The sequence below is a fragment of the Maribacter halichondriae genome, from assembly GCF_027474825.1.
Lineage (GTDB): Bacteria > Bacteroidota > Bacteroidia > Flavobacteriales > Flavobacteriaceae > Meishania > Meishania halichondriae.
This window is the reverse complement of record NZ_CP107030.1, coordinates 2,464,543-2,485,867: the sequence shown is the minus strand read 5'-3', so window position 1 is coordinate 2,485,867 and position 21,325 is coordinate 2,464,543. Positions and strand designations below refer to the sequence as shown.

Below are 21,325 nucleotides of genomic sequence, written 5' to 3'. Positions count from 1 at the left end.
GGAATCTTAATTATTGAAAAATACACTTTGTCATTAAGTATCCACCTCATTTTAGCCCCCCTCCCTGGGAGGGGTTAGGGAGGTTACCGTTTCATAATCATGGCATCCGAATTCATGATGGTACTCGCAACAACAGCATTCGCGGCCACTAATGCGGCATTGTCTTTATTTTCGATACGAAATTCGCCTGTGTTCAACCATCCTTCCGCCTTGGAACTGTTTTGTTTGAATTTTTGATATTCCTCTTGTTGTAATTCTGAAAGGATTTGCAGCTCTTCGGACTTTATTTTTCTTCCTGTCAATTTTTGGAAGACGGTAGCGATACCCTCTTCTGGATCGGAATATTCCAACATACTATTGCCCAGCACACGAGAAGCTTCGACATAGGTGGGGTCGTTCAGAAGTACCAATGCCTGCAAGGGCGTATTCGTCTCTTGTCTTCGCACCGAACAAAAAGAACGCTCGGGCGCATCAAAAGTAGCAATGGTAGGATGTGGAACAGTGCGTTTCCAAATCGTGTACATGCTCTTTCGATAGAGTTTATCTCCCTTGTCCTCTTCATAGGCGGCTCCGTTTATTTTCCAGAGTCCTTCGGGTTGGTATGGTTTTACGCTGGGGCCTCCTATTTCATTGTTCATTAATCCTGATGCGACCAAAACATTGTTCCGCAACATTTCCCCCGTTAATCGCTTGGAAGGTCCGCGGGCCAAAAGCCTGTTTTTATCATCCCTTTCTAAAAGTTCAGCGCTGGCCTTTGAAGATTGCCGATAGGTATTCGACATGACCATGAGTTTGTGCAGGGCCTTGACATCCCATCCCGAGTTCATAAATTCAATCGCCAGCCAATCTAACAAGGCCGGATGGCTGGGCAATTCACCTTGATTTCCGAAATCCTCGACAGTCCTCACGATTCCGGTACCGAACATATTTTTCCAATAGCGGTTGACGGCCACCCTTGCGGTCAAGGGATTTTTTTCACTGGTTACCCAATTGGCAAGACCCAATCGATTCTTTGGCAAACTATCGGGATAGGCGAATATTTTTTCCGGAGTATTCGGATACACCCTTTCGCCGTACACATCATATTGACCGCGTTCGAGCACATAGGTTTCACGAGGGGTCTCCATCTCTTTCATAACCATGATTTCCCTGATCTGCTCGCTGCTATCGGCGGCCATGGTACGGATATTTTCCAAATCGGCCAATGAACTTTTATACTCCTTTGACAGATTTGCCAAGTAGTAGCCGGTCAACCATTTCCTTTCATCGGTTGCAAGTTCTTCCGGTGTTTTTGATACTACTTTTTTGAATTTTTCGGGAGCCGTAATTTCCAAAACCTCTATTGGAGTAAGCTCTTTATCGAACACTAAAATATCATCGGCCTTTCCGCCACCGATACCTTTCCCCTCCAAATAGCACCGATCTGCAGACCGGGTTCTATGGGATTTTTATAGATATAATCCTCGTAGCTATTGAAAATAATGTCTTTGTAGAGGTTGTCGTTGACGACCTCCGTTTTCAATTCAGTGCCGTTCTGGTAGATTTTGACACCATCTGCACTACTTGAACCATCGTAAGTCATGGTCAATTGTACCCATTGATTTTTGGGAATATCGTCCATCGATCTTTCCACGATGGCGTTATCGGGCCAAACATGGGCCAACAACACCTCGATTTTATTGTCCTTGAGCGAGAGATGATACCCACGGTAGTTGTGCAGTTGCGTGGAATTCTGTTTGTGGAAGATGACGCCCGACTCAAGTTCCGTTGGAATATAGATCTGAATGCCGATGCTGAAAGGTTCGCTTCTTCTAAAAATCGCAAGTTTGCCCATATCCAACCAAGTATCTCCATCGAAGGCAAGGCCTTTTCCAGTATGACCCTTTACAAAATCGGCTTTTTGGTTTGCTGCAAATTGCTGTTTCATTTCCCCTTTGTGATAAGGCGGAAGGGAATTGTTGATCGTGCCATTGTCGAAATCGATTTTAGCGACCATGTTGCCTGGAGCTTTTCGGCTTTCTATTTCTCTATACCCTTTTGAGGAAATCCATTGCTCGGCTTCCTTTATTTCTTTTTGAGCTATTTCAGAAACGTAACTTTCTTTTTCGTCGACCAGACCATCCACATAGGTCATGAATTTTTCCTGTTCGTCGGTGGGAAGCAGCATATTCGGTACCGGCATCGACCAATCCCAGGGAATCTGTCCCGACTCGTTCACATTATTGAAGAAACTGTACATTTCAAAATAATTCTTCTGCGAGATGGGGTCGTATTTATGATCGTGACATTTAGCGCAAGCCATGGTCAGCCCCATAAACGCCTCGCTGACCACATTGGTTCGGTCGGAAACGTATTCGGAACGGAATTCCTCATCGATGATTCCGCCTTCCAAGTTTTGAGGATGAAGTCGATTGAACGTGGTCGCCAAGATTTGTTCTTTGGAAGCATTCGGCATCATATCGCCGGCCAACTGCCACCGAATAAATTCGTCATAGGGCATGTTCTCGCTAAAGGCCTTGATGACCCAATCCCTCCAAACCGAAACATCACGATAGCGGTCTACCGTATACCCGTGGGTATCGGCATATCTTGAAAGATCCATCCAATCCAAAGTCATTTGCTCGCCGTAATGGGCAGAGGTCAAAAGACGGTCTACCTGTTTTTCATAGGCATCGGGAGAATCATCATTTACAAAAGCCTCGATTTCTTCTAGCGTTGGCGGAAGCCCTGTAAGGTCAAAACTTAACCTGCGCAACAGTAGCTCTTTATCCGCTTCTGGGCTCGGTTCCAATTTTTCGGTTTCCAGCTTGGCCAGAATAAAATTGTCGATAGGGTTGGCCACTCTATCCTTTAATTTGACCGTGGGAGGTCCTTTTTTTCCGGGAGGGAGAAAAGCCCAATGCTCCTTATACTCGGCACCATCTTCGATCCATTTGACCAACAACGCTTTTTCATAGGCTGTCAGCTGCAAATGAGAAGACGGTTCGGGCATGATGATTTCAGGGTCGTCAGCAAGTATGCGATTTACCATTTCGCTATTTCCCGGGTTTCCCGGGTCAATTGAGAATTTTCCTGGGGCATTGGGCGATTCGGCATAGGCAAGCTGTGGAAGGTGCAATTGTAGACCTGCTTTTACTTTTGCCTTATCCGGACCATGGCAGATAAAACACTTGTCGGATAGTATGGGTTTTACATGCTGATTGAAATCAATTTCCTTCGGAAGTTTTTCATAGGCCAACTCAACATCTTTTGGCAGGTCGAGACCGTCACATGAGAATGTGATACCTAGTATGAAAATAAAAAACGAGTTTTTCACCTGCTTCATAAATATCCTACCATTTTTGAAGTATCTCAAATATACACCTTGCAAGCTAAAATTCGCTTTACAAACGATCTTCAAACCAAGCACTTTGAACGTGCCCAAATACCATTATTGACCACGAATAATTATCTGAGTGAAATTGAACATAAAATAGGACCGGACAATCTATCCTACTTTTCAAGAATCTTTAAAAAATTGACCGAGAAAACACCCGGAAACTTCAAAAAAGAAAGACCAAACGTTTAAGCTGCAATATCAATATTTTCTATTTTTCCTTTTCTTCATTTTATTCGCCTCTTTGTCTCCAACGAATTTTTCCTTTTCCGGGTTCCATTGCAAGGTTCGGCCCAATTGGTAGGCAATGTTACAAAGATTCCCCACGCTCGCAGATCGATGGCCTATTTCGACATCGCAAATAAGTTCTTGCTTGTTCTTGATTGCATCTAGCCAATTTTGGTAGTGGTTGCCCCGTGATTCCAAATCTTCGTTTTCGTTGGTTTCAGCGGTCAAAATTGCCGGCGGATCCGTTTCCAAATAATTTCTGCTGATGTCGAGATTGCCTTCGCTGCCTATAAATCGTACACCCCACTTCCGTCCAAAGTCTTCATGCACCATTTCGACTCCATTTTCATAATACATTTTCATACCCCTTAGGGCCTTGGGATCCGAAGGAGGCACAAATTTTACGGGCCCTGAACGGTCCATACCAAGACCCCATTGGGCGATGTCGAACATATGCGCCCCCCAGTCGGTCAAAATACCGCCACCCGTCTCATTTAATAAACGCCAGTCGGGAAAGAACCCTTCGCTCGTAGAAGGTGAAAGCCGTTCATTATAGGGCAACAAAGGCGCTGGTCCGCACCAAGCATTCCAGTCTACCTCTTTGGGAGTTGGTTGGCTAGCCATATTAAAAGGAATTGCCGGATCTCCAACGTTGACAAGCACCTTATTTATTTCACCTAAATAGCCCTTCTGAACCAGTTCGGTCGCTTTTTTGAAAGTCGCCCAAGATCGCTGCATGCTTCCTGTCTGCAATACTTTTCCGGTTTTCTTCACGGCCTTCACAAGGTCGATACCTTCTTGTATTCGATGCGTCAAAGGTTTTTCGCAATAGATATGTTTTCCAGCTTTCAAAGCATCGATTGCCTGGATGGTATGCCAATGATCAGGAGTCGCAATAATCACTGCATCGATGTCTTTTCTATCGAGAATCTCCTTATAATTACCAGTGGTCGTTACGCCACTATATCCCATTTGTTGCCTTTTTTCAGCATACATTTGCTCTACATAACCCTTGAACCACTTGTTTTTCGTTGTCCAAACGTCTGACCCCATCAAAATTTGGGCATCTTTCGTATGTTCGAGAAAAGATCGTGTCAGCCCAGTCGTCTGTTTCCCAAGACCAATAAAGCCTAAATTTATGCGGTCACTTGGAGCAACAAATCCTCGACCTAGCACATGTCTTGGAATAATACTGAATGCCCCAACGGCAAGCACCGTATTCGAAATAAATTTTCTTCGACTTAGCTTTTTATTAGAACTTCTTGGTTTCTTTTGCTTTTGTTCCATACTTCGTTTGATTATAGGTTCGATGCAATCTTCTATAGACTAATCTTCAAGTTTTATGGGGATTCATGAACGATATATCCAGCGAATCGTTCAATTTATTTTGCAGTTCTAAAAGCTCTTTAAATAGCACTTGGATTTTTTCTTGATGTTTTCCGCTTGCCGAAATATCATTCATTTCTTCCGGGTCATTTTCTAAATCGAACAACAACACTTTGTTTAGTTTTGGATATACGATCAGTTTGAAACCATCTTTACGAATCATGCGCTGCGAGTCCACATAACTCCCATAGATGGATTCATAACTCCCTTCTTGTTTCCCTTCCAACAAGGGTAAAACACTATTGAAATATACATAATCGGGTTTTTCTATCTCAGCTAGGTCCAGGCTTGTTGCCATGGCATCCTGCAAATAGATATCGTGGTTTACTTTTTTTCCTTTCGGAACATCATGGCCCATAATCATAAAAGGAGCTCGGACACTGTGGTCGAAAAGGCTCTGCTTTCCAAGTAAGCCATGCCTGCCCATGGCGAGTCCGTGATCGGCGGTAAAGATGATATAAGTATTTTCCATTTTACCGGAAGCCTCTAATGCATTCAAAATTTCTCCGATTTGATCGTCCAAGTGGGTAATGAGAGCATAATACTCTTGAATATGTTTCTTGGTGGCATACTCCGTTCGAGGAAAAGGGGCCAAAGCCTCATCGCGAAGATCTGGTCCATTTCCAATACTATCCTTAAAAGGATACATCGGCAACCAACTTTTGGGAAGACTTATATTTGCCAAGGGATATTTATCCAAATATTCCTGAGGAGCCTGACGGGGATCGTGCGGGGCATTAAAAGCCAAATACATGAAAAAAGGATTGTCACTATTTTTGGCTTTTTCGATAAAACCAAGGGCATCATCTTTTAAAACCTCACTCCAATGTTTACCGCCTTCCCAAAAACCACCGAATTTTTTATCGGTCGGGGACCAAGCCGTATCGTTTTCATTCAAAGGGCGGTTGTAGCCGATTTGTCTAATCTCCGATTCGGGGATACCCTTTTTAAGCAACGTATTAATCATATCGATCCTACCGGAATGATTCCAAGAGTCACTTGGCATACCTGGTCGAATGTGTGTCACAGTCTCAAAAATGGAATTAGCAGGTGCATCAACATGCCACTTTCCGGTCATATAGGTGTCATAGCCGACACCTTCCATAAGCTTGCCCCAACTTTTTTCCATTCCATTACCCGCAATCCAATTTTGTCTATAATCATTGGCATCCCAAATGCTTCTGCCGGAAATTATCATGGCCCTGGATGCCACGCAGATCGCACCGTTCCATCCGCCCATGTTATAGGCATGGGTAAAGGTCGTTCCCTGTCTTACAAAATTATCGAGGTTGGGAGTCTCTACTTCGGAATTGCCCAAGGCATGTATGGCCGTGTAGGTCATATCATCGGCGAAAATGAAAACAATATTCGGTTTTGTTGGTATTTCTTTTTCTTCGGATGCGCAGCCAAGTATCCATACAAAGGCTAACAGGACTATTATTTTGTTCATTGCCGTCATAGTTTTTTCACTTCGGTGTAGTAGGATGGGATTTTCACACCATCTTTTGTAATGAAATTACTTTTCAATTGATAACTTCCTTTTTTTAAGGTGCCTTGTACCATGATAAAATTAGCAGTTTCTACTTTGGTCGCTTCCATCGAATTGTCTCCTACTTCGACAATGGCCTTTAAGGGAGTTATTAGCACTCCTTGTGGTAATTCATCGACAAAGGCCGTACCTGTTCTTTTCTCCGCCGAGGCATCCATTGTCAATTTCGATTCGGGAGGGTATCGGTATAATTTAAATTGGTAGTTACCATCGTCGACAACTTTGATACTGTAAAACCCATCAGGATTTGTCTTACCCTGGCGAATCTGCACTTGATTCCATGGAAGGTTATCTTCGGTATGCATATCATGTATGGTTATCAATACAGGATTTGCATTGTCATGACCAACGGGAATTTCTGCATACCGAATATCCGTTTCTATGCCAGCCCACCAATCGTCATAGAATTTCTGCATTTTGGCAATCACTTCAGGATTTTGGGCAGCTACGTCGTTTTGTTGCCCCGGATCTTCTTTGAAATTGTAAAGTTCTTTGCCGTCAACCAACCTCCAGACGTTTGACATTACGGCACTATTACGTCCTTTGACTGGTAATTGGTTGCGCTGGGTATCAGTAATCAGCATTCGGTCAATAGTTTTTTCTTTGCCTGCCAGAATCTTTGCTACGCTCTGGCCATCGAGTGGTTTCTTAGGTTGATAATCGATTCCCGTTAGTTCAGCTAAGGTCGGCAGTATATCTACATGGGCGGTCAATTCACTGAGCGAAGTTTTTCGGAGAATATTTCCATTGGGCCAGCTTATGAAAAATGGCACACGGTGCCCGCCATCGTAATGACTACCCTTGATACCTCGCAGCCCTGCGTTATACCCAAGTTCTTTTTCCTCTTCTTTTAAGTAATGAATTCCTCTGGCCGTTCCATTATCAGCGGAAAAAATGAGTATGGTATTATCAAATTGCCCTGTTTTCTTGAGATGTTCGACCAATTTTCCGAAGTTATCATCGATATTGGTAATCATACCATAGAATCTTTTTTGTACCTCGGTAAGGGGGCTATCTTTGTAAATTTCCGCGTATTTTTCAGGAACATTAAAGGGTCCGTGTGCGGCATTAAGGGCCAGATACAGGAAGAAAGGCTCCTCCTTTTTAGCATCGATATATTGCGAGGCATTGTCAAACCATACATCGGTGCAATACCCTGATGTCTTTTCAGGAACGCCATTTCTGAAATACGTATCGTCAAAATAGTCGTTATTCCAAAAATCGGGAGTTTGTTGTACGCCGCCCCCTCCATGATAGAAGGTGTTTTGAAATCCTCGGTCATGTGGCCGAAAAGGATAATTATCGCCCAAATGCCATTTGCCGATCATACCTGTTCTATACCCGTTTCGTTCGAAAACCTGCGCTATCGTTTCTTCTTCTTCCAATAATATGGAACAACCCGCTATCGTATGCCAGGCATTGTTACGATTGGCATTTCTGCCCGTCATCAATCCGGCTCTGGTCGGGGCACAAGTAGTGCCGACATGAAAATTGGTCAACTCCAATGATTCGGCCGCAAACGCATCTAAATTGGGAGTTTTTACAATCGGGTTACCGTGATAGCCCAGATCACCATAGCCTTGATCATCGGTAAGTACGATAATGACATTGGGTTTGGTCGGTGTAGCATTTAGGGTAACGGTAGTATTCTTTTTCGTGTCCTTGCACGAAAGTACCGTGAAAATCAAAAACAATAGAGTCCATTTTGATGTAAAGGTTCGAGTCATAAATATAGAGTTGAACTTTTTGTTTAAATTAAACAATTTTGTTCATATCCATGGTTATATTACCTGATCAAAGGTAGCGTGCACGTATCTTGATTTCATACTACTCAGGTATGGAGACAGTTTTCAAGTGTGCCGTTTATTTTTTATGTAACTTTCCCTAACTGTTGATATTTACCGTTATACTGAGCGATACCGACCAAATGCCAGAAACCAGAACCACTCTTTCTTTTTTTTTAAGGCCAAGCTTTTTATCGGTTATAGTCCTTTTTTGCATTATAGGATGTAAGAATTCAAGAGAACCTGAATTTCTGTTCCGTGCCGCCATGATTCCGAACGAAGATCATACTTGGACCAAAGCCTTTGTGCACTTGGGTGAAATTTTGGAAGAACGTTCGAAAGGAAGAATCAAAGTCGAAGTATACCCCTCCGAACAACTGGCCAAGGAAATGGAAGCCATTCGCCTTATCAAGACCGAGGTCATCGACATGACCACCACAGGGTCTACCTTGAGCAACTGGACGGAGATTATGGTCTTTTGCGAACTCCCTTTTTGTTCAAGGATAGTACCGAAATGAAAAAAGTGATACACGGATTTCTGGGGAAACGTATCGAAGAAGACATGATCCAAATAGCAGGACTGCGACCATTGGGGTATTTTCTGAGGGGCGACCGCCACCTGACTTCGAGCCGGCCAATAAAGACGCCCGATGATTTAAACGGACTTATCATTCGGGTGCCGAATGTTCCCTCTTTCGTGACCGCATGGAGCGTTCTGGGGGCCAAACCCACACCAATGGCACTATCGGAAGTGTTTACCTCACTGCAGCAAGGCACGATAGAAGCACAAGAAAATCCGTTCGCAATGATAAAGAACATGGGGTTTGCCGAAGTGCAAGAATATCTGAACCTTACGGGCCATGTCGTGAGTTGGGTATATCCCGTCATCGGGGAAAAGCAGTTTCAAAAACTACCACCCGACCTGCAGAAGATTTTTTTGGAAGCCGCAGATGACATGATACGATATGAGCACAACCTCTTTCTTGAAAACGAAAAAAAAGTACAAGAAGAATTGAAAGCACAGGGAATGCAGTTTATAAAAGTTGATAAAAAAGCCTTCATAGAAAAATCGGAAAAGGGCATTTATAATAGTCTATCCCCGGAAATGCAGGAGGTCTACCATCAAATTAAAGCGGAACTGCAATGAGGGCACAAAAAGCAATAGGAAGGTTTTTAAAAATAGGCACCCTTTTGGGAACTTTCGGTTTTTTGGCTGCGGTATTGCTCCAAATCTTTGCCCGTTTCTTTCTTGAAAGTGCGCCTTCTTGGACGGAGGAAGCTTCCCGTCTGTTTTTTATTTACGCCATTTCCTTTGCTGCGGGTTTGGCATTAAAAAGTAATTACTATGTTGCCCTCGACACTTTTTATAATATTTTCGATCATAGATTTAAAAGGATATTGAATTGGGGCATTCCCATATCCATATTCCTGCTTTTTGCAATCATCGCAGTTTACACCATACCGTTAATTGTATTAGGGCTGGATGAAAAATCGCCTAGTTTGAAATTTCCCATGGCAGTGGCTTTTTTTAGTATCCTAATTATGGTGACTTCAATTTGTTATTATTCCTATAAAAAAGTAACATCCCTTTTAAAAAATAGAAATCGATGATCTGGGCCCTTGTCATCATATTCGTAGTCTGCCTGGTATTGCGATATCCCATCGCTTTTGCCTTAGGTATTTCGTGTCTCGCCTATTTGCTGCTTAAAGGAATACCGCTAATTATAATACCGGCAAAAATGTACTCCGGTATCGATGTTTTTGTGCTGCTTAGTATTCCGGGGTTTATTTTGGCAGGTAACCTGATGAACCAAGGCGGACTTACCGAAAAGATCATAACATTCTGCAATCATCTATTGGGCCATATCAGAGGCGGACTTTCATTGGTCAATATAGGGGCATCTATGCTATTTGCGGGCATATCCGGTACGGCCATTTCCGATACAGCAAGTCTGGGCTCTGTAATGATTCCCGCTATGAAAAAGGAGGGATATGATGTTGATTTTTCGTGTGCCATCACGGCAGCATCCTCTACCGTGGGTCCGATCATTCCTCCTAGCGTACCGATGATAATTGCGGCCACCTTGAGCGGCCTATCTGTGGGCAAGCTATTTTTGGCAGGGGCTATTCCAGGACTCTTGTTGGGCGTTGGGCTCATGCTGGTCGCCTATATTATTGCAAAACGTAAAAACTATCCGAAGCACCCTAGAAGCAGTTTCGGTCAAATAGCCCGGGGTTTTATAGATACCTTTTGGTCGCTCTTGATGACCTTTATCATTCTTTTCGGTATCATCGGTGGAATCTTTACCCCAACGGAAGCATCGGTAATCGCAGTGATATATGCACTGGTCATAGGTCGTTTTGTATATGGAAAATTGAATTTTAAAAATGTTCAGATCGTAGTGCTCGATTCCATGAAGACCTCAGCATCATTGATGATTTTGGTAGGTTTTGCCAACCTCTTCGGTTGGATTTTGATTACCGAACAAATTCCACAAACCATATCGAGCGAGATTTTAGGTTTCAGTGACAACAAATATGTTGTATTGTTGCTCATCAATCTTTTGTTGATCGTGGTCGGTACTTTCATGGAAACCATTGCGGCCCTGCTAATCCTTTTTCCCATATTGTTGAAAGTTGCTTTGGCAGTAGATGTCGACCCCATCCATTTTGCGGTCATTGCCGTATTGAATCTAATTATAGGGCTGACCACCCCTCCCGTCGGCGTCTGTCTTTTTGTCGCCTCAAGCATTGGAAAAGTCTCCATCGGAAAAGTGAGTAGGGCAGGTTTTCCATTTTTGTTGGTCAGTATAGTGGTACTGGTTTTGGTAACGCTTTTTCCGAGTATTTCGCTATTTCTTCCAAATCTGTTTATGGAATAACCCTGAGATTGGTTTTACGAACTATTGAATCGAGGTAGATTATTCTACCTTTGCTATACATGGTTATTAAAATCAAAATACATTCTAGAACTTTGAGAATTTTATGAGTCTACCCTCCCATTTTATCAGTTGCGATTGGGGCACGACCAATTTTAGGTTGCGGTTGGTAGAAACTGATTCGTTAAAAGTTATCTCTGAACATAAAACGGATCAAGGCGTTAAAACCCTTTATCAAAAATTTTCAGAGCAAAATGAATTCGACCAAAAGACGTATTACCTTAATTATCTTAGGAATCAGATTCAGGAGCTTCCGGCAAAGTATCGACATCACTTGGTAATTTCTTCGGGAATGAGTACCTCGAATATTGGCTTGTTGGAGCTGCCCTATGCTGCGCTTCCTTTTGACAAAAGTGGTGAGACATTTGTTCATCGAAAAATTTCATTGGGCGAAGAACAGGAGCTATTGCTAATTTCAGGAATTAAAAGTGAAACGGGCATGATGCGAGGAGAAGAGGTTCAGGCCTTGGGGTTGGAAGAATATCTAATTCCATACGAAAGAGGGGTTCTTTTGTTGCCCGGAACGCACTGCAAGCATATTTCCTATCGACAAGGAAGCTTTTATGCCTTGAAAAATTTTATGACCGGGGAACTTTTCGAGGTTTTGGGAAACAAAAGTATACTAGCGAATTCCATTGAAAAAAGCGAGTGGGATGCCAATCATAAAAAGGAATTTCTTGAAGGATTCCATCTCGGTTTAACAGCAGGGTTGACTCCCAATTTACTGCGAATCCGTGCTAGACATGTAGTTGAAAACAAGAGTAAAAAAGAAAATCATTTTATGCTGAGCGGCCTATTGATAGGCGATGAACTGTCCTATTTGAAAAATACCGCTGAAAACGTTTTTCTAACTGCGCCCAAAACAATGATCGAACTATATCGAACAGGTCTTGAAACTTTTATCGACCCCTCGAAGTTGATAGTACTGAACGAGAATATTCTCGAACGGGCCCTACTCATCGGCCAAAGAAAAATACTGGAACAACATGCAACATAATACCTCATTTTCATGGGAGCGATTCAAAAAGGCTCCCATTATAGGAATCCTCAGAGGACTGAATCTAGATACAGTTCAAAAAATCACCAAAACCTATTTGGATGCGGGATTGTATACCATGGAGATTACCATGAATACCGTCGGAGCGGAAACCATAATTTCGAAACTACGGAACGAATTTCCGGAAATGAACATCGGGGCAGGTACCGTTTGTACAATGAAAGACCTAGAGGCCGCGCTCAATGCGGAATCTCAATTTATCGTTACCCCGATTATCGACGAGAACGTTATCAAAAGGGCTGTAGCTCTAAATATTCCTATTTTCCCAGGGGCATTCACGCCCAGCGAGATATATCGCGCATGGTCATTAGGTGCGGCTGCCGTCAAAGTATTTCCGGCTACACAATTAGGTCCGAAATATATAAAAGATGTACTGGCTCCGTTGAACGAAATCAAATTAATTCCAACTGGTGGTGTATCAAAGGATACTATTAAATCGTTTTTCGAAGCGGGTGCTTTCGGGGTTGGCATGGGCAGTTCATTACTAGATAATGATCTTATAAAACGTTCCGATTATGAGGGTCTAAAAAGTCACTTCTTGGCCATAAAGGAAGAAGTAAAAGATATTTTCATTGATTAAGATAAGGTTTTCAGTAGGGATGAAAATGTAATGTTACACTCTACTATAATATCAAAAGAGACTCCGTCAATTTTAATTCGCATTTTTTCTGGGATACATTTTAGTACGACAAGCATGTTATTTCCTTGTGGGAAGTCGATATGTAATCGATTACTAAAGAAAAATCATTTTATGATTTCAATAAAACATATCCATGGCTTAACTATGGATTTTTAACCCTATTAATTGGTGATTTCTTTTTATTATTGTATTCATCCCTTTTGTAATTAAAAGCTTAAAAATCAAATTCCTCTCTTCCAACAACCGGAAAAATTGTACTGCAATGAAAAATCAAAGTTTACCATTACTAATCATCTTATCGACAATACTATTGGCAGCTTGCAAAGAAAATGTAGCATCTTCAGAAAAAGCACTTGAGAAAGAAGTTGTCGAGATAACCGATGAGCAACTCGACAAATTGGGTATTGCCAATAAAGAATACCTCAGCGCAGCTACAAAACGGGCATTACAATGGCCCGCCGACTTGGGCAATGAGTGGTTCATCGAGTTCAGTAAACTAGAGCCCTTGAAAGGTGACTTGGCCTATGAGGAAGGCGTTGTGCGGAGGGATCCGAGTGCCATGATCAAGGAAAACGGAAAATACTATGTATGGTATTCCAGAAGCGTGGGACCGTCACAGGGTTTTGGTGGTGATGTTGAAAATGATAAGGTCTGGCCGTGGGACCGTTGCGATATTTGGTATGCCACTTCGGAAGATGGGATCACTTGGAAAGAAGAGGGCATCGCCGTACCACGGGGAGAAAAAGGTTCGTACGACGACCGCTCCGTTTTTACCACAGAAATCATGAAATATGAAGATAAATATTACCTCTGCTACCAAGCCGTAAAATCGCCTTACACCGTTCGGGTAAAAAATACCATCGGTCTTGCATGGGCAGATTCTCCCGATGGCCCATGGACGAAAAGCAAAGAGCCGATATTAAAAACCGCAGATAACGGCATTTGGAAAGGCGAGGAACAAAACCGTTTTATGGTCGAGAAAAAAGGCGATTTCGATAGCCATAAAGTACACGACCCCTGCATTCTTCCATACAAAGGAAAGTTTTACTTGTATTATAAAGGAGAGCAAATGGGCGAGGAAATTACCTTTGGTGGGCGACAGATTCGTCATGGTGTTGCCATCGCCGATAAACCAGAAGGGCCTTATGAAAAGTCACCGTATAACCCCATCAGCAACAGCGGACATGAAATCTGTGTCTGGCCGTACAACGGTGGAATCGCTTCTCTGATCACTACGGATGGCCCTGAAAAAAATACCATTCAATGGTCTCCCGACGGAATAAATTTTGATATCGTCGCTTCCATAAAGGACGCACCACACGCTATCGGACTCAACCGAAGCGCCGACCTTGAAAAAGAACCTACCGAAATCCTTCGTTGGGGATTGTCACATGTGTACAACAGTAGCGATTACAATAGTATTATGCGATTCACTTCTAAAAGAAGAACATCGCACACAGCAAAAGGAGAGAAAGCGAAGTAAACATATCGGAGACCTTTATGGTTTTTAAAAAGCTGGAAATGAAAGCAACATTATACCAAGGAAACAAAACCTTCTCGGTCATTGAGAAAGATATGGAGCAGCCTGTCGAGGGTGAAGTACGGATTAAAGTAGCCTATTCAGGCGTTTGCGGTACCGATGTACACATTTATCATGGTATGATGGACAAACGGGTCAGTATTCCCGTAACCATTGGTCATGAAATGTCCGGAACCATCGATGCCATTGGAGAAGATGTAAATGGTTATGAAATCGGGGATAAAGTTGTAGTTCGCCCTTTGGATGATAGAGGCATAAAACCTTCCGATAAAGGTTTCAACCATATCTGTGAAGATTTGAAATTCATCGGTATCGATAGTCCCGGATCCATGCAGCAGTATTGGAACGTGCCTGCCTTCACGCTTCATAAATTAAAGGAAGAGACCGATTTAAAACTGGCCGCATTGATAGAGCCGTTATCGGTTGCAGTTCATGATGTACGTTTAAGCGGATTGGTCAAAGGAGAAACCGCAGTCGTTTTGGGCGGTGGCCCGATCGGCCTGCTCGTAGCCCTGGTCGCAAAAGAAACAGGAGCTGAGGTAATCGTGTCAGAAGTCAATGAAAATAGGATAGACAAGGCAAAACAGTTAGGTTTGAACGCGGTAAATCCCACTAAAATCGATTTGGTGGACTGTGTAAAAGAACATACCGAAGGCCGCCGTGCCGATGTCGTTTTCGAAGTAGCAGGAGTGCAACCCGCCCTAGATATCATGACCGAAGTGGCCGGAATACGAGGAAGAATTTTAATGGTCGCCATTCACGGACAAAAAAGGGAAGTTGACCTCTTCAAGTTTTTTTGGAAGGAATTGAAACTGATTGGCGCACGGGTGTACGAAAAGGAAGATTATGAACGCGCCATCGAATTGATTACGGCTAATGAACTTCCTTTTGAAGATATGATTACCGATGTACAACCGTTGAGTAACATTCAACAGGTTTTTGATAATATCGATAATAATCCCGATGGGATGAAGATTTTGATGGATTGTCAGCAATAATGTTCAAGCACCTTGAAAAGAAATATAGAAGGCTCCTGCCCTCAGACGTGAGGAGATGGACTCTCGCCCCTTTTTCGGCGAGAAAGACGGAGGGGTTGAAAGCCCAAGCCATACGATCAAGAAACAACCTTTGAAACGAAAACATATACTACTAAACACCAAAAAGAATATCAACAAACCCCAAACAATATTTTAAATAGATTCCCGCCTTCGCGGGAATGACAATAAATTTAATTTTAAATGAGCATACTAAATAAATTCAGCCTAAAAGGAAAAACTGCCTTGGTTACAGGATGTAAAAGAGGCATCGGAAAGGCAATGGCCATAAGTTTGGCCGAAGCGGGAGCCGACATTATCGGCGTCAGTGCATCCTTGGAAAAGCATGGTAGCATGATCGAACAAGAAGTCGAAGGGCTTGGAAGAAAATTCAAAGGCTATGCCTGCGATTTCAGTAATCGGGAATCCCTGTACGAATTCATTAAACTGGTAAAAGATGATTTCCCTAAAATTGATATTCTGGTCAATAATGCAGGTACTATTCTAAGGGCACCCGCCGTTGAGCACTCCGATGAATATTGGGACAAGGTTATCGAAGTCAACCAAACGGCACAATTCATTTTGACGCGAGAAATAGGAAAGGAAATGGTCAAAAGTGGTGAGGGGAAAATAGTTTTCACGGCGTCACTACTTACTTTTCAAGGGGGAATTACCGTTCCCGGCTATGCCGCAAGTAAAGGTGCAATCGGACAAATGACCATGGCATTCGCCAATGAATGGGCGGGCAACGGTGTGAACGTAAACGCCATCGCGCCAGGTTACATCAGAACCGATAATACGGAAGCATTACAAAACGATCCAGAGCGGTCGAATTCTATCATTGCGAGAATTCCTGCCGGTAGATGGGGCCAACCCGAAGATTTCAAGGGACCTATAGTTTTCCTTTGTTCGGAAGCATCCGCTTATATGAACGGTGGTACGATGTTGGTCGACGGGGGTTGGATGGGGAGATGATTGAGTTGAAAACTCCAGACAAAAAACCGACGACATCCCAACATCTTGACAAAAAAAATAATACGTGAAATTCAAAGCATAGATGGATACGACGATCAAGAAAGTGGTGTGTCGACTTTTTAAAGTCCCTTTGCCCGAGATAATGAACGATGCCAAGCATGGCGACCATACTCATTTCGAACTGGTCACTACGACCATCACATTAGAAGATGGAAGCGAAGGAACAGGTTACACCTATACCGGAGGTAAAGGCGGTCATGCGATAAAGGCTATGGTCGAGCAAGACCTTGTCCCTGCCCTAATTGATAAAGACGGTACCGATATTGACGGTCTTTATGATATGATGGAGTGGCACATCCATTACGTAGGCCGTGGCGGAATAGCTTCTTTCGCGATTTCCACCATCGATATTGCCCTTTGGGACATTAAGTGCAAAAAAGCCGAGCAACCCTTATGGAAAATGGCCGGAGGCGCTGGAAACTCCTGCAAAGCCTATTGCGGCGGAATCGATTTGCAGTTCCCTGTAGAAAAGTTGTTAAAGAATATGAAAGGCTATTTGGCAAAGGGATTCAATGCAGTAAAGATTAAAATAGGCCGTGAAAATTTAAAGGAAGATTTGGAACGAATCAAAGCAGTACGAAAATTTATAGGTACCGATGTAACCTTAATGGTCGATGCCAATTATTCCATGGATGTTAAAAAAGCGATAAAAGCCATTGAAGGATTTCGAAAATATGACATTACGTGGTTCGAAGAACCTATCATTCCCGATAACTATTTAGGCTACGCAGAAATCGTCGATGCTACGGGATTTCCCCTAGCCATGGGCGAAAACCTACATACCATCCATGAATTTGAATACGCGATGGCACAATCAAAATTGTCATTCATACAACCCGATGCTTCCAATTGCGGGGGAATTACAGGATGGTTAAAAGCAGCAAGATTGGCTGCGAAACATAACGTTCCCGCTTGTTCCCATGGAATGCAAGAGCTACATGTAAGTTTGGTTTCCGCACAGCCGAATTCTGGTTGGCTTGAGGTGCATAGTTTTCCGATAGATGAATATACAATGCGACCTTTAGTCGTAGAAAATTATAGGGCGATTGCACCAGATACCTCAGGAGTTGGGATAGCGTTTGATTGGGGAAAATTAAAGTCGTTCGAGATAAAATTATAGACTGAACCAAGATGATTACAGGAATATTATTAGTCATTTTCGCGGGATTGATGTTAGGTCTTTATGCCTTTTCCGAAAAATTCATAAAAGATTTTAATTACGAAAATACATGGGTTCATTCTTTTTCAGACCCGGTTAGTTGTGTCGATTATCGCTTTGATAAGTTTCGTCAAAGGTTTTAATATGGTTCTCGGAACTTGTTTTAATAGGGCATTGGGATTATATACCAAAAGTTGTTTTAAATAATTTAAAACCAAAAGGGAAATGAAAAAATCAGGTTTAGCAGTTGGAGTGCTTCTGTTATTTTTTGGAAATACTATTCTTTGTGGGCAAGAAATAAACGGAGAACTCAAAAAATGGCACAAGGTTACTTTAAATTTTGAAGGCCCTGAAACTTCAGAACAAGCTGATGATAATCCTTTTTTGAATTATCGGCTCAACGTAACCTTTGAACACTCCGCTAGTGGAAAATCCTATATCGTGCCCGGGTATTATGCAGCGGACGGTAACGCAAGAAATACCAGTGCCGATTCAGGAAAAATTTGGAAAGTGCACTTTGCTCCCGATGAAACAGGAAATTGGAATTACAAGGTCAATTTCAAAAAAGGAAAATGGGCAGCCGTTAGAACATCAGAAGAATTAAAGAGCGTTGAGGGTGATAGTCTTACCGGAAAATTCGCTATCGCCGAATCGGATAAAACTGGTCGAGATTTTAGGGGCAAAGGCCGATTGCAATATGTGGGAGAACGGTACCTGAAATTTGCGGAAACTGGAGAATATTTTCTAAAATGTGGTTCGGATGCTCCAGAAAACTTTCTGGCCTATGATAAATTCGATGGTACATTCCAAAATGATGGCCATAAAGACGATTTGGTAAAGACTTGGGAGCCACATTTAAAGGATTGGAAGGAAGGCGACCCCACATGGCAGAACGGAAAAGGAAAAGAAATCATCGGGGCGATCAACTATTTGGCATCCAAGGGAATGAATGCTTTTTCATTTTTGACCATGAATATTGCCGGAGATGACCAAAATGTTTTCCCCTATGTGGATTATGATACTTACGACCGCTTTGATGTTTCTAAACTAGACCAATGGGAAATTATTTTTGAACATGCGGATGAACTCGGAATGTTCTTGCATTTCAAAACGTTGGAATTCGAAAATCAAGGTTTGCTCGACAACGGTGGAACGGGACTTTATACTAAGTTATATTACAGAGAATTAATCGCACGGTTCGGACATCATCTGGCACTCAACTGGAATCTGGCAGAAGAAACCGGTGATTGGACAGAAACGCCACCGACTTTTCCTTTGGATGCCGTGGAGCGAATTCGTTTAGCTGAATATATATCTTCTGTCGACCCTTACAATCATCATTTGGTCATCCACAATGGGGCTTGGTACGATGAAATTTATGGGCCTAACACTAAATTCTCCGGTGCTTCCCTACAGACCAATCAAGAAGATTTCAGCAATGTGCATCCGTGGACATTGAAAGTTTTACAAGAGGCGAAAGCTGCCGGAAAAGTATGGGCCGTTGCCTGTGATGAACCTGGTGATCATCGGCATTCCCTAATTCCTGATGCAGAAGATCCCGAACATGACAATGCCCGTAAAAATGGACTTTGGGGTGCAATGATGGCCGGTGCCTGGGGTACGGAATGGTATTTTGGCTATGAGCATCCTCATTCCGATTTGAGCTGTCAAGACTATCGCTCGCGGGATTTGTTTTGGGATCAGGGTAGAATCTGTTTGGAGTTTTTCAAGAATAACAAAATTCCGGTTTGGGACATGGAATCCTATGATTCCCTCATTTCTTCCGAAGGTGATTACGTCTTGGCAAAAACTGGAGAAAGCTATGTCGTCTATCTCAAAAATGGAGGGTCATCCATTTTGGATTTTGGGGATTCCGATAACGAATATAATATCCATTGGTACAACCCTAGAAAGGGCGGGGAACTCCTACAAGGCAAAATTAAAAGTCTAAATGGCCCGGGCAAGCAGTCCTTGGGAAATCCTCCAAAAGAAAGAGATAAGGATTGGGTGGTTTGGATAACCAAAAAATCATAGCAGTACTACTACAATTGAATATACTTTCAAGGGGAACGAAAATATGTATCGCTAACAACAACATCAAAAGCAAAAACTACAAGAGATTTACAAGGCTTGGTGGAAAAAGGCATTTTCAAACCTTTTGGAGGCAGACGCAGTGCTGGGTATAGAATAAAAATATGTAACCCCTATTAGGTAAAACGAAAAAGCCCCCAACTTTCATTGAGAGCTTTTTGCGGTCCGGACGGGACTCGAACTTTTCTCATAAATGCCCTATATCAAAGACCTGTCAAGGGGTTTTTTAGGATTACCGCGATGCTCGCCTTTTAACCTAAGTTCAACTTCTAGTCAGAGCAAAACCTTAAATTGACATAGGTTTTAATAAATTCTATCCTTTATTTGAACTTTAGATAACCTAACTTAGGCTTTTCATAGGAGTTCTTTGTTGGTAACTGTCACTTTTATTATTTCAGTTAGTTTTTCTAGGGTTTTTATTAACTGTTTAATTTCCATATAACCAAATCCTAATCTAAAACACCTATTTGTTTCTCCAAACCATTCTCCACTTGCTATTTGAATTCCAGCGTGTTTTGACAAAGAATAAAATTGTTCTATTTGTTCTTGACCGAATATCGTTTCTTTCAATTTTATACAGCAAAGAGCTCCTGCGCTTGGTTCATTCCACTTTATGAATTGTTCATTCAGTTCAACCCATTTTTTTGTTAGTTCTAATCCTTTTGCTGATTGTATTCTTCTTGCTTGAAATATTTCAGTTTCCTTTTTTAGAACTTGAGTCGCAACGTATTCATCTAGAACAGAATTTGTTATTACTGTATTCACTTTTGCAATACTTACTTCTTTTATAAAATTGGCATCACTTGAATATAACCATCCAATTCTTAATCCTGGTGTGCCATGACATTTTGATAAGGATGAAACTGTTATTATGTTATTCTTTAACCCAGCAAATGTTGGTATTACTTCATTATTTCCATAAGTAGCTTCTCGATATGTTTCATCAATCAATAATCTACAGTTTGGATACTCATCATTTAAACGAATGGATATTTTTTCAACTTCTGCTCTGCTAAGTGTTGTTCCTGTTGGGTTTAAGGGTGAGACTAAGATTATTAACTTAGTTTTTTCAGTAATAGTTTTAAATAATTCTTCTTCATTCAATTGGTATTTTTCTTCAAAAGACAGTTTTAGTAATTTCTTTTTGAACCCCAAACCTTCTATTAAATCCATCATTGGCGGGAAATTTGGTTGAACAGTTATGACTTCATCTCCTGTATCACATAAACATAGCATAGATAAAAAGTTTCCAAATGCTGAGCCATTTGTTATTACTATATTCTTTTTATCTACTTCTAATTTCTGACTAACTAATTCTCGTAATTCCTCGTTTCCCTGAGATGTACCATATTCTAATTTTAGTTTTTTTAAGCCTTGACTAAATGCTTCATCCCAAATCTCTTCTAATATTAAATCTTTATTGGTGCTTTCCGCTAAATTTAGTTCAAGCCGGTCATCCAATAGATTAATTATGTCGTTAACCGGGAATTTCATTTTCTCTTTTTTT

Annotated in this window: 16 protein-coding genes and 1 pseudogene; 11 read left to right on the top strand and 6 right to left on the bottom strand. The window is 42.0% G+C overall.

The window, feature by feature from the left end; genetic code table 11:
* Positions 1-83 precede the first annotated feature (83 nt).
* Both N8A86_RS11315 and N8A86_RS11310 read right to left on the bottom strand, forming a co-directional pair.
* Positions 84-1,412, bottom strand: a complete 1,329-nt coding sequence (locus N8A86_RS11315; RefSeq protein WP_273565480.1) for a DUF1553 domain-containing protein — start codon at positions 1,410-1,412, stop codon at positions 84-86.
* Complete coding sequence (locus N8A86_RS11310) at positions 1,367-3,325, bottom strand: DUF1549 domain-containing protein (protein ID WP_273565479.1); 1,959 nt, start codon at positions 3,323-3,325, stop codon at positions 1,367-1,369. The genes N8A86_RS11315 and N8A86_RS11310 overlap by 46 nt, the downstream gene beginning before the upstream one ends.
* 39 nt (positions 3,326-3,364) lie before the next feature.
* Between N8A86_RS11310 and N8A86_RS11305 the strand changes: the two genes are divergently transcribed.
* Positions 3,365-3,568 (top strand): helix-turn-helix domain-containing protein, encoded by a 204-nt coding sequence (locus tag N8A86_RS11305; protein WP_273565478.1) that lies wholly within the window; start codon positions 3,365-3,367, stop codon positions 3,566-3,568.
* 9 nt (positions 3,569-3,577) lie between these two features.
* Here N8A86_RS11305 and N8A86_RS11300 read toward each other — a convergent pair whose 3' ends face one another.
* From N8A86_RS11300 to N8A86_RS11290, 3 genes are read right to left on the bottom strand one after another with little or no spacing between them, the layout of a single operon-like run.
* Positions 3,578-4,891, bottom strand: a complete 1,314-nt coding sequence (locus N8A86_RS11300; protein ID WP_273565477.1) for a Gfo/Idh/MocA family protein — start codon at positions 4,889-4,891, stop codon at positions 3,578-3,580.
* Positions 4,892-4,937: 46 nt separating this feature from the next.
* Positions 4,938-6,440: a sulfatase family protein gene (locus tag N8A86_RS11295; RefSeq protein ID WP_337251591.1), complete on the bottom strand. Its 1,503-nt coding sequence runs from the start codon at positions 6,438-6,440 to the stop codon at positions 4,938-4,940.
* 5 nt (positions 6,441-6,445) lie between these two features.
* Positions 6,446-8,266, bottom strand: coding sequence for an arylsulfatase (locus N8A86_RS11290; protein ID WP_273565475.1), 1,821 nt, complete (start codon positions 8,264-8,266; stop codon positions 6,446-6,448).
* 200 nt (positions 8,267-8,466) lie between these two features.
* Between N8A86_RS11290 and N8A86_RS11280 the strand changes: the two are divergent.
* The 10 genes and pseudogenes from N8A86_RS11280 to N8A86_RS11235 all read left to right on the top strand — a co-directional run bounded on the left by N8A86_RS11280 (position 8,467) and on the right by N8A86_RS11235 (position 19,761).
* Positions 8,467-9,470: pseudogene (locus N8A86_RS11280) on the top strand (TRAP transporter substrate-binding protein).
* Positions 9,467-9,934, top strand: coding sequence for a TRAP transporter small permease (locus N8A86_RS11275; protein ID WP_273565472.1), 468 nt, complete (start codon positions 9,467-9,469; stop codon positions 9,932-9,934). Before N8A86_RS11280 ends, N8A86_RS11275 begins: the two are co-directional and overlap by 4 nt.
* A complete protein-coding gene (locus N8A86_RS11270) occupies positions 9,931-11,205 on the top strand; it encodes a TRAP transporter large permease (RefSeq protein WP_273565471.1) in 1,275 nt (424 codons plus the stop codon). The genes N8A86_RS11275 and N8A86_RS11270 overlap by 4 nt, the downstream gene beginning before the upstream one ends.
* Positions 11,206-11,308: 103 nt before the next feature.
* The gene (locus tag N8A86_RS11265) at positions 11,309-12,259 is read left to right on the top strand and encodes a 2-dehydro-3-deoxygalactonokinase (protein WP_273565470.1); all 951 of its coding nucleotides are present in this window, start codon (positions 11,309-11,311) and stop codon (positions 12,257-12,259) included.
* Complete coding sequence (locus N8A86_RS11260; protein WP_273565469.1) at positions 12,249-12,899, top strand: bifunctional 4-hydroxy-2-oxoglutarate aldolase/2-dehydro-3-deoxy-phosphogluconate aldolase; 651 nt, start codon at positions 12,249-12,251, stop codon at positions 12,897-12,899. The genes N8A86_RS11265 and N8A86_RS11260 overlap by 11 nt, the downstream gene beginning before the upstream one ends.
* Positions 12,900-13,221: 322 nt before the next feature.
* Positions 13,222-14,442: a glycoside hydrolase family 117 protein gene (locus tag N8A86_RS11255; RefSeq protein ID WP_273565468.1), complete on the top strand. Its 1,221-nt coding sequence runs from the start codon at positions 13,222-13,224 to the stop codon at positions 14,440-14,442.
* A gap of 38 nt (positions 14,443-14,480) precedes the next feature.
* Complete coding sequence (locus tag N8A86_RS11250) at positions 14,481-15,497, top strand: zinc-dependent alcohol dehydrogenase (RefSeq protein ID WP_273565467.1); 1,017 nt, start codon at positions 14,481-14,483, stop codon at positions 15,495-15,497.
* Between the two features lie 246 nt (positions 15,498-15,743).
* Positions 15,744-16,508, top strand: a complete 765-nt coding sequence (locus N8A86_RS11245) for an SDR family oxidoreductase (protein ID WP_273569063.1) — start codon at positions 15,744-15,746, stop codon at positions 16,506-16,508.
* Positions 16,509-16,590: 82 nt separating this feature from the next.
* A complete protein-coding gene (locus tag N8A86_RS11240; RefSeq protein WP_273565466.1) occupies positions 16,591-17,688 on the top strand; it encodes a mandelate racemase/muconate lactonizing enzyme family protein in 1,098 nt (365 codons plus the stop codon).
* Positions 17,689-17,952: 264 nt separating this feature from the next.
* Positions 17,953-19,761: a DUF5060 domain-containing protein gene (locus N8A86_RS11235; RefSeq protein WP_273565465.1), complete on the top strand. Its 1,809-nt coding sequence runs from the start codon at positions 17,953-17,955 to the stop codon at positions 19,759-19,761.
* Positions 19,762-20,172: 411 nt separating this feature from the next.
* Here the strand turns inward: N8A86_RS11235 and N8A86_RS11230 are convergent, their stop codons facing one another.
* The gene (locus tag N8A86_RS11230; RefSeq protein WP_273565464.1) at positions 20,173-21,312 is read right to left on the bottom strand and encodes a pyridoxal phosphate-dependent aminotransferase; all 1,140 of its coding nucleotides are present in this window, start codon (positions 21,310-21,312) and stop codon (positions 20,173-20,175) included.
* Between the last annotated feature and the right edge of the window lie 13 nt (positions 21,313-21,325).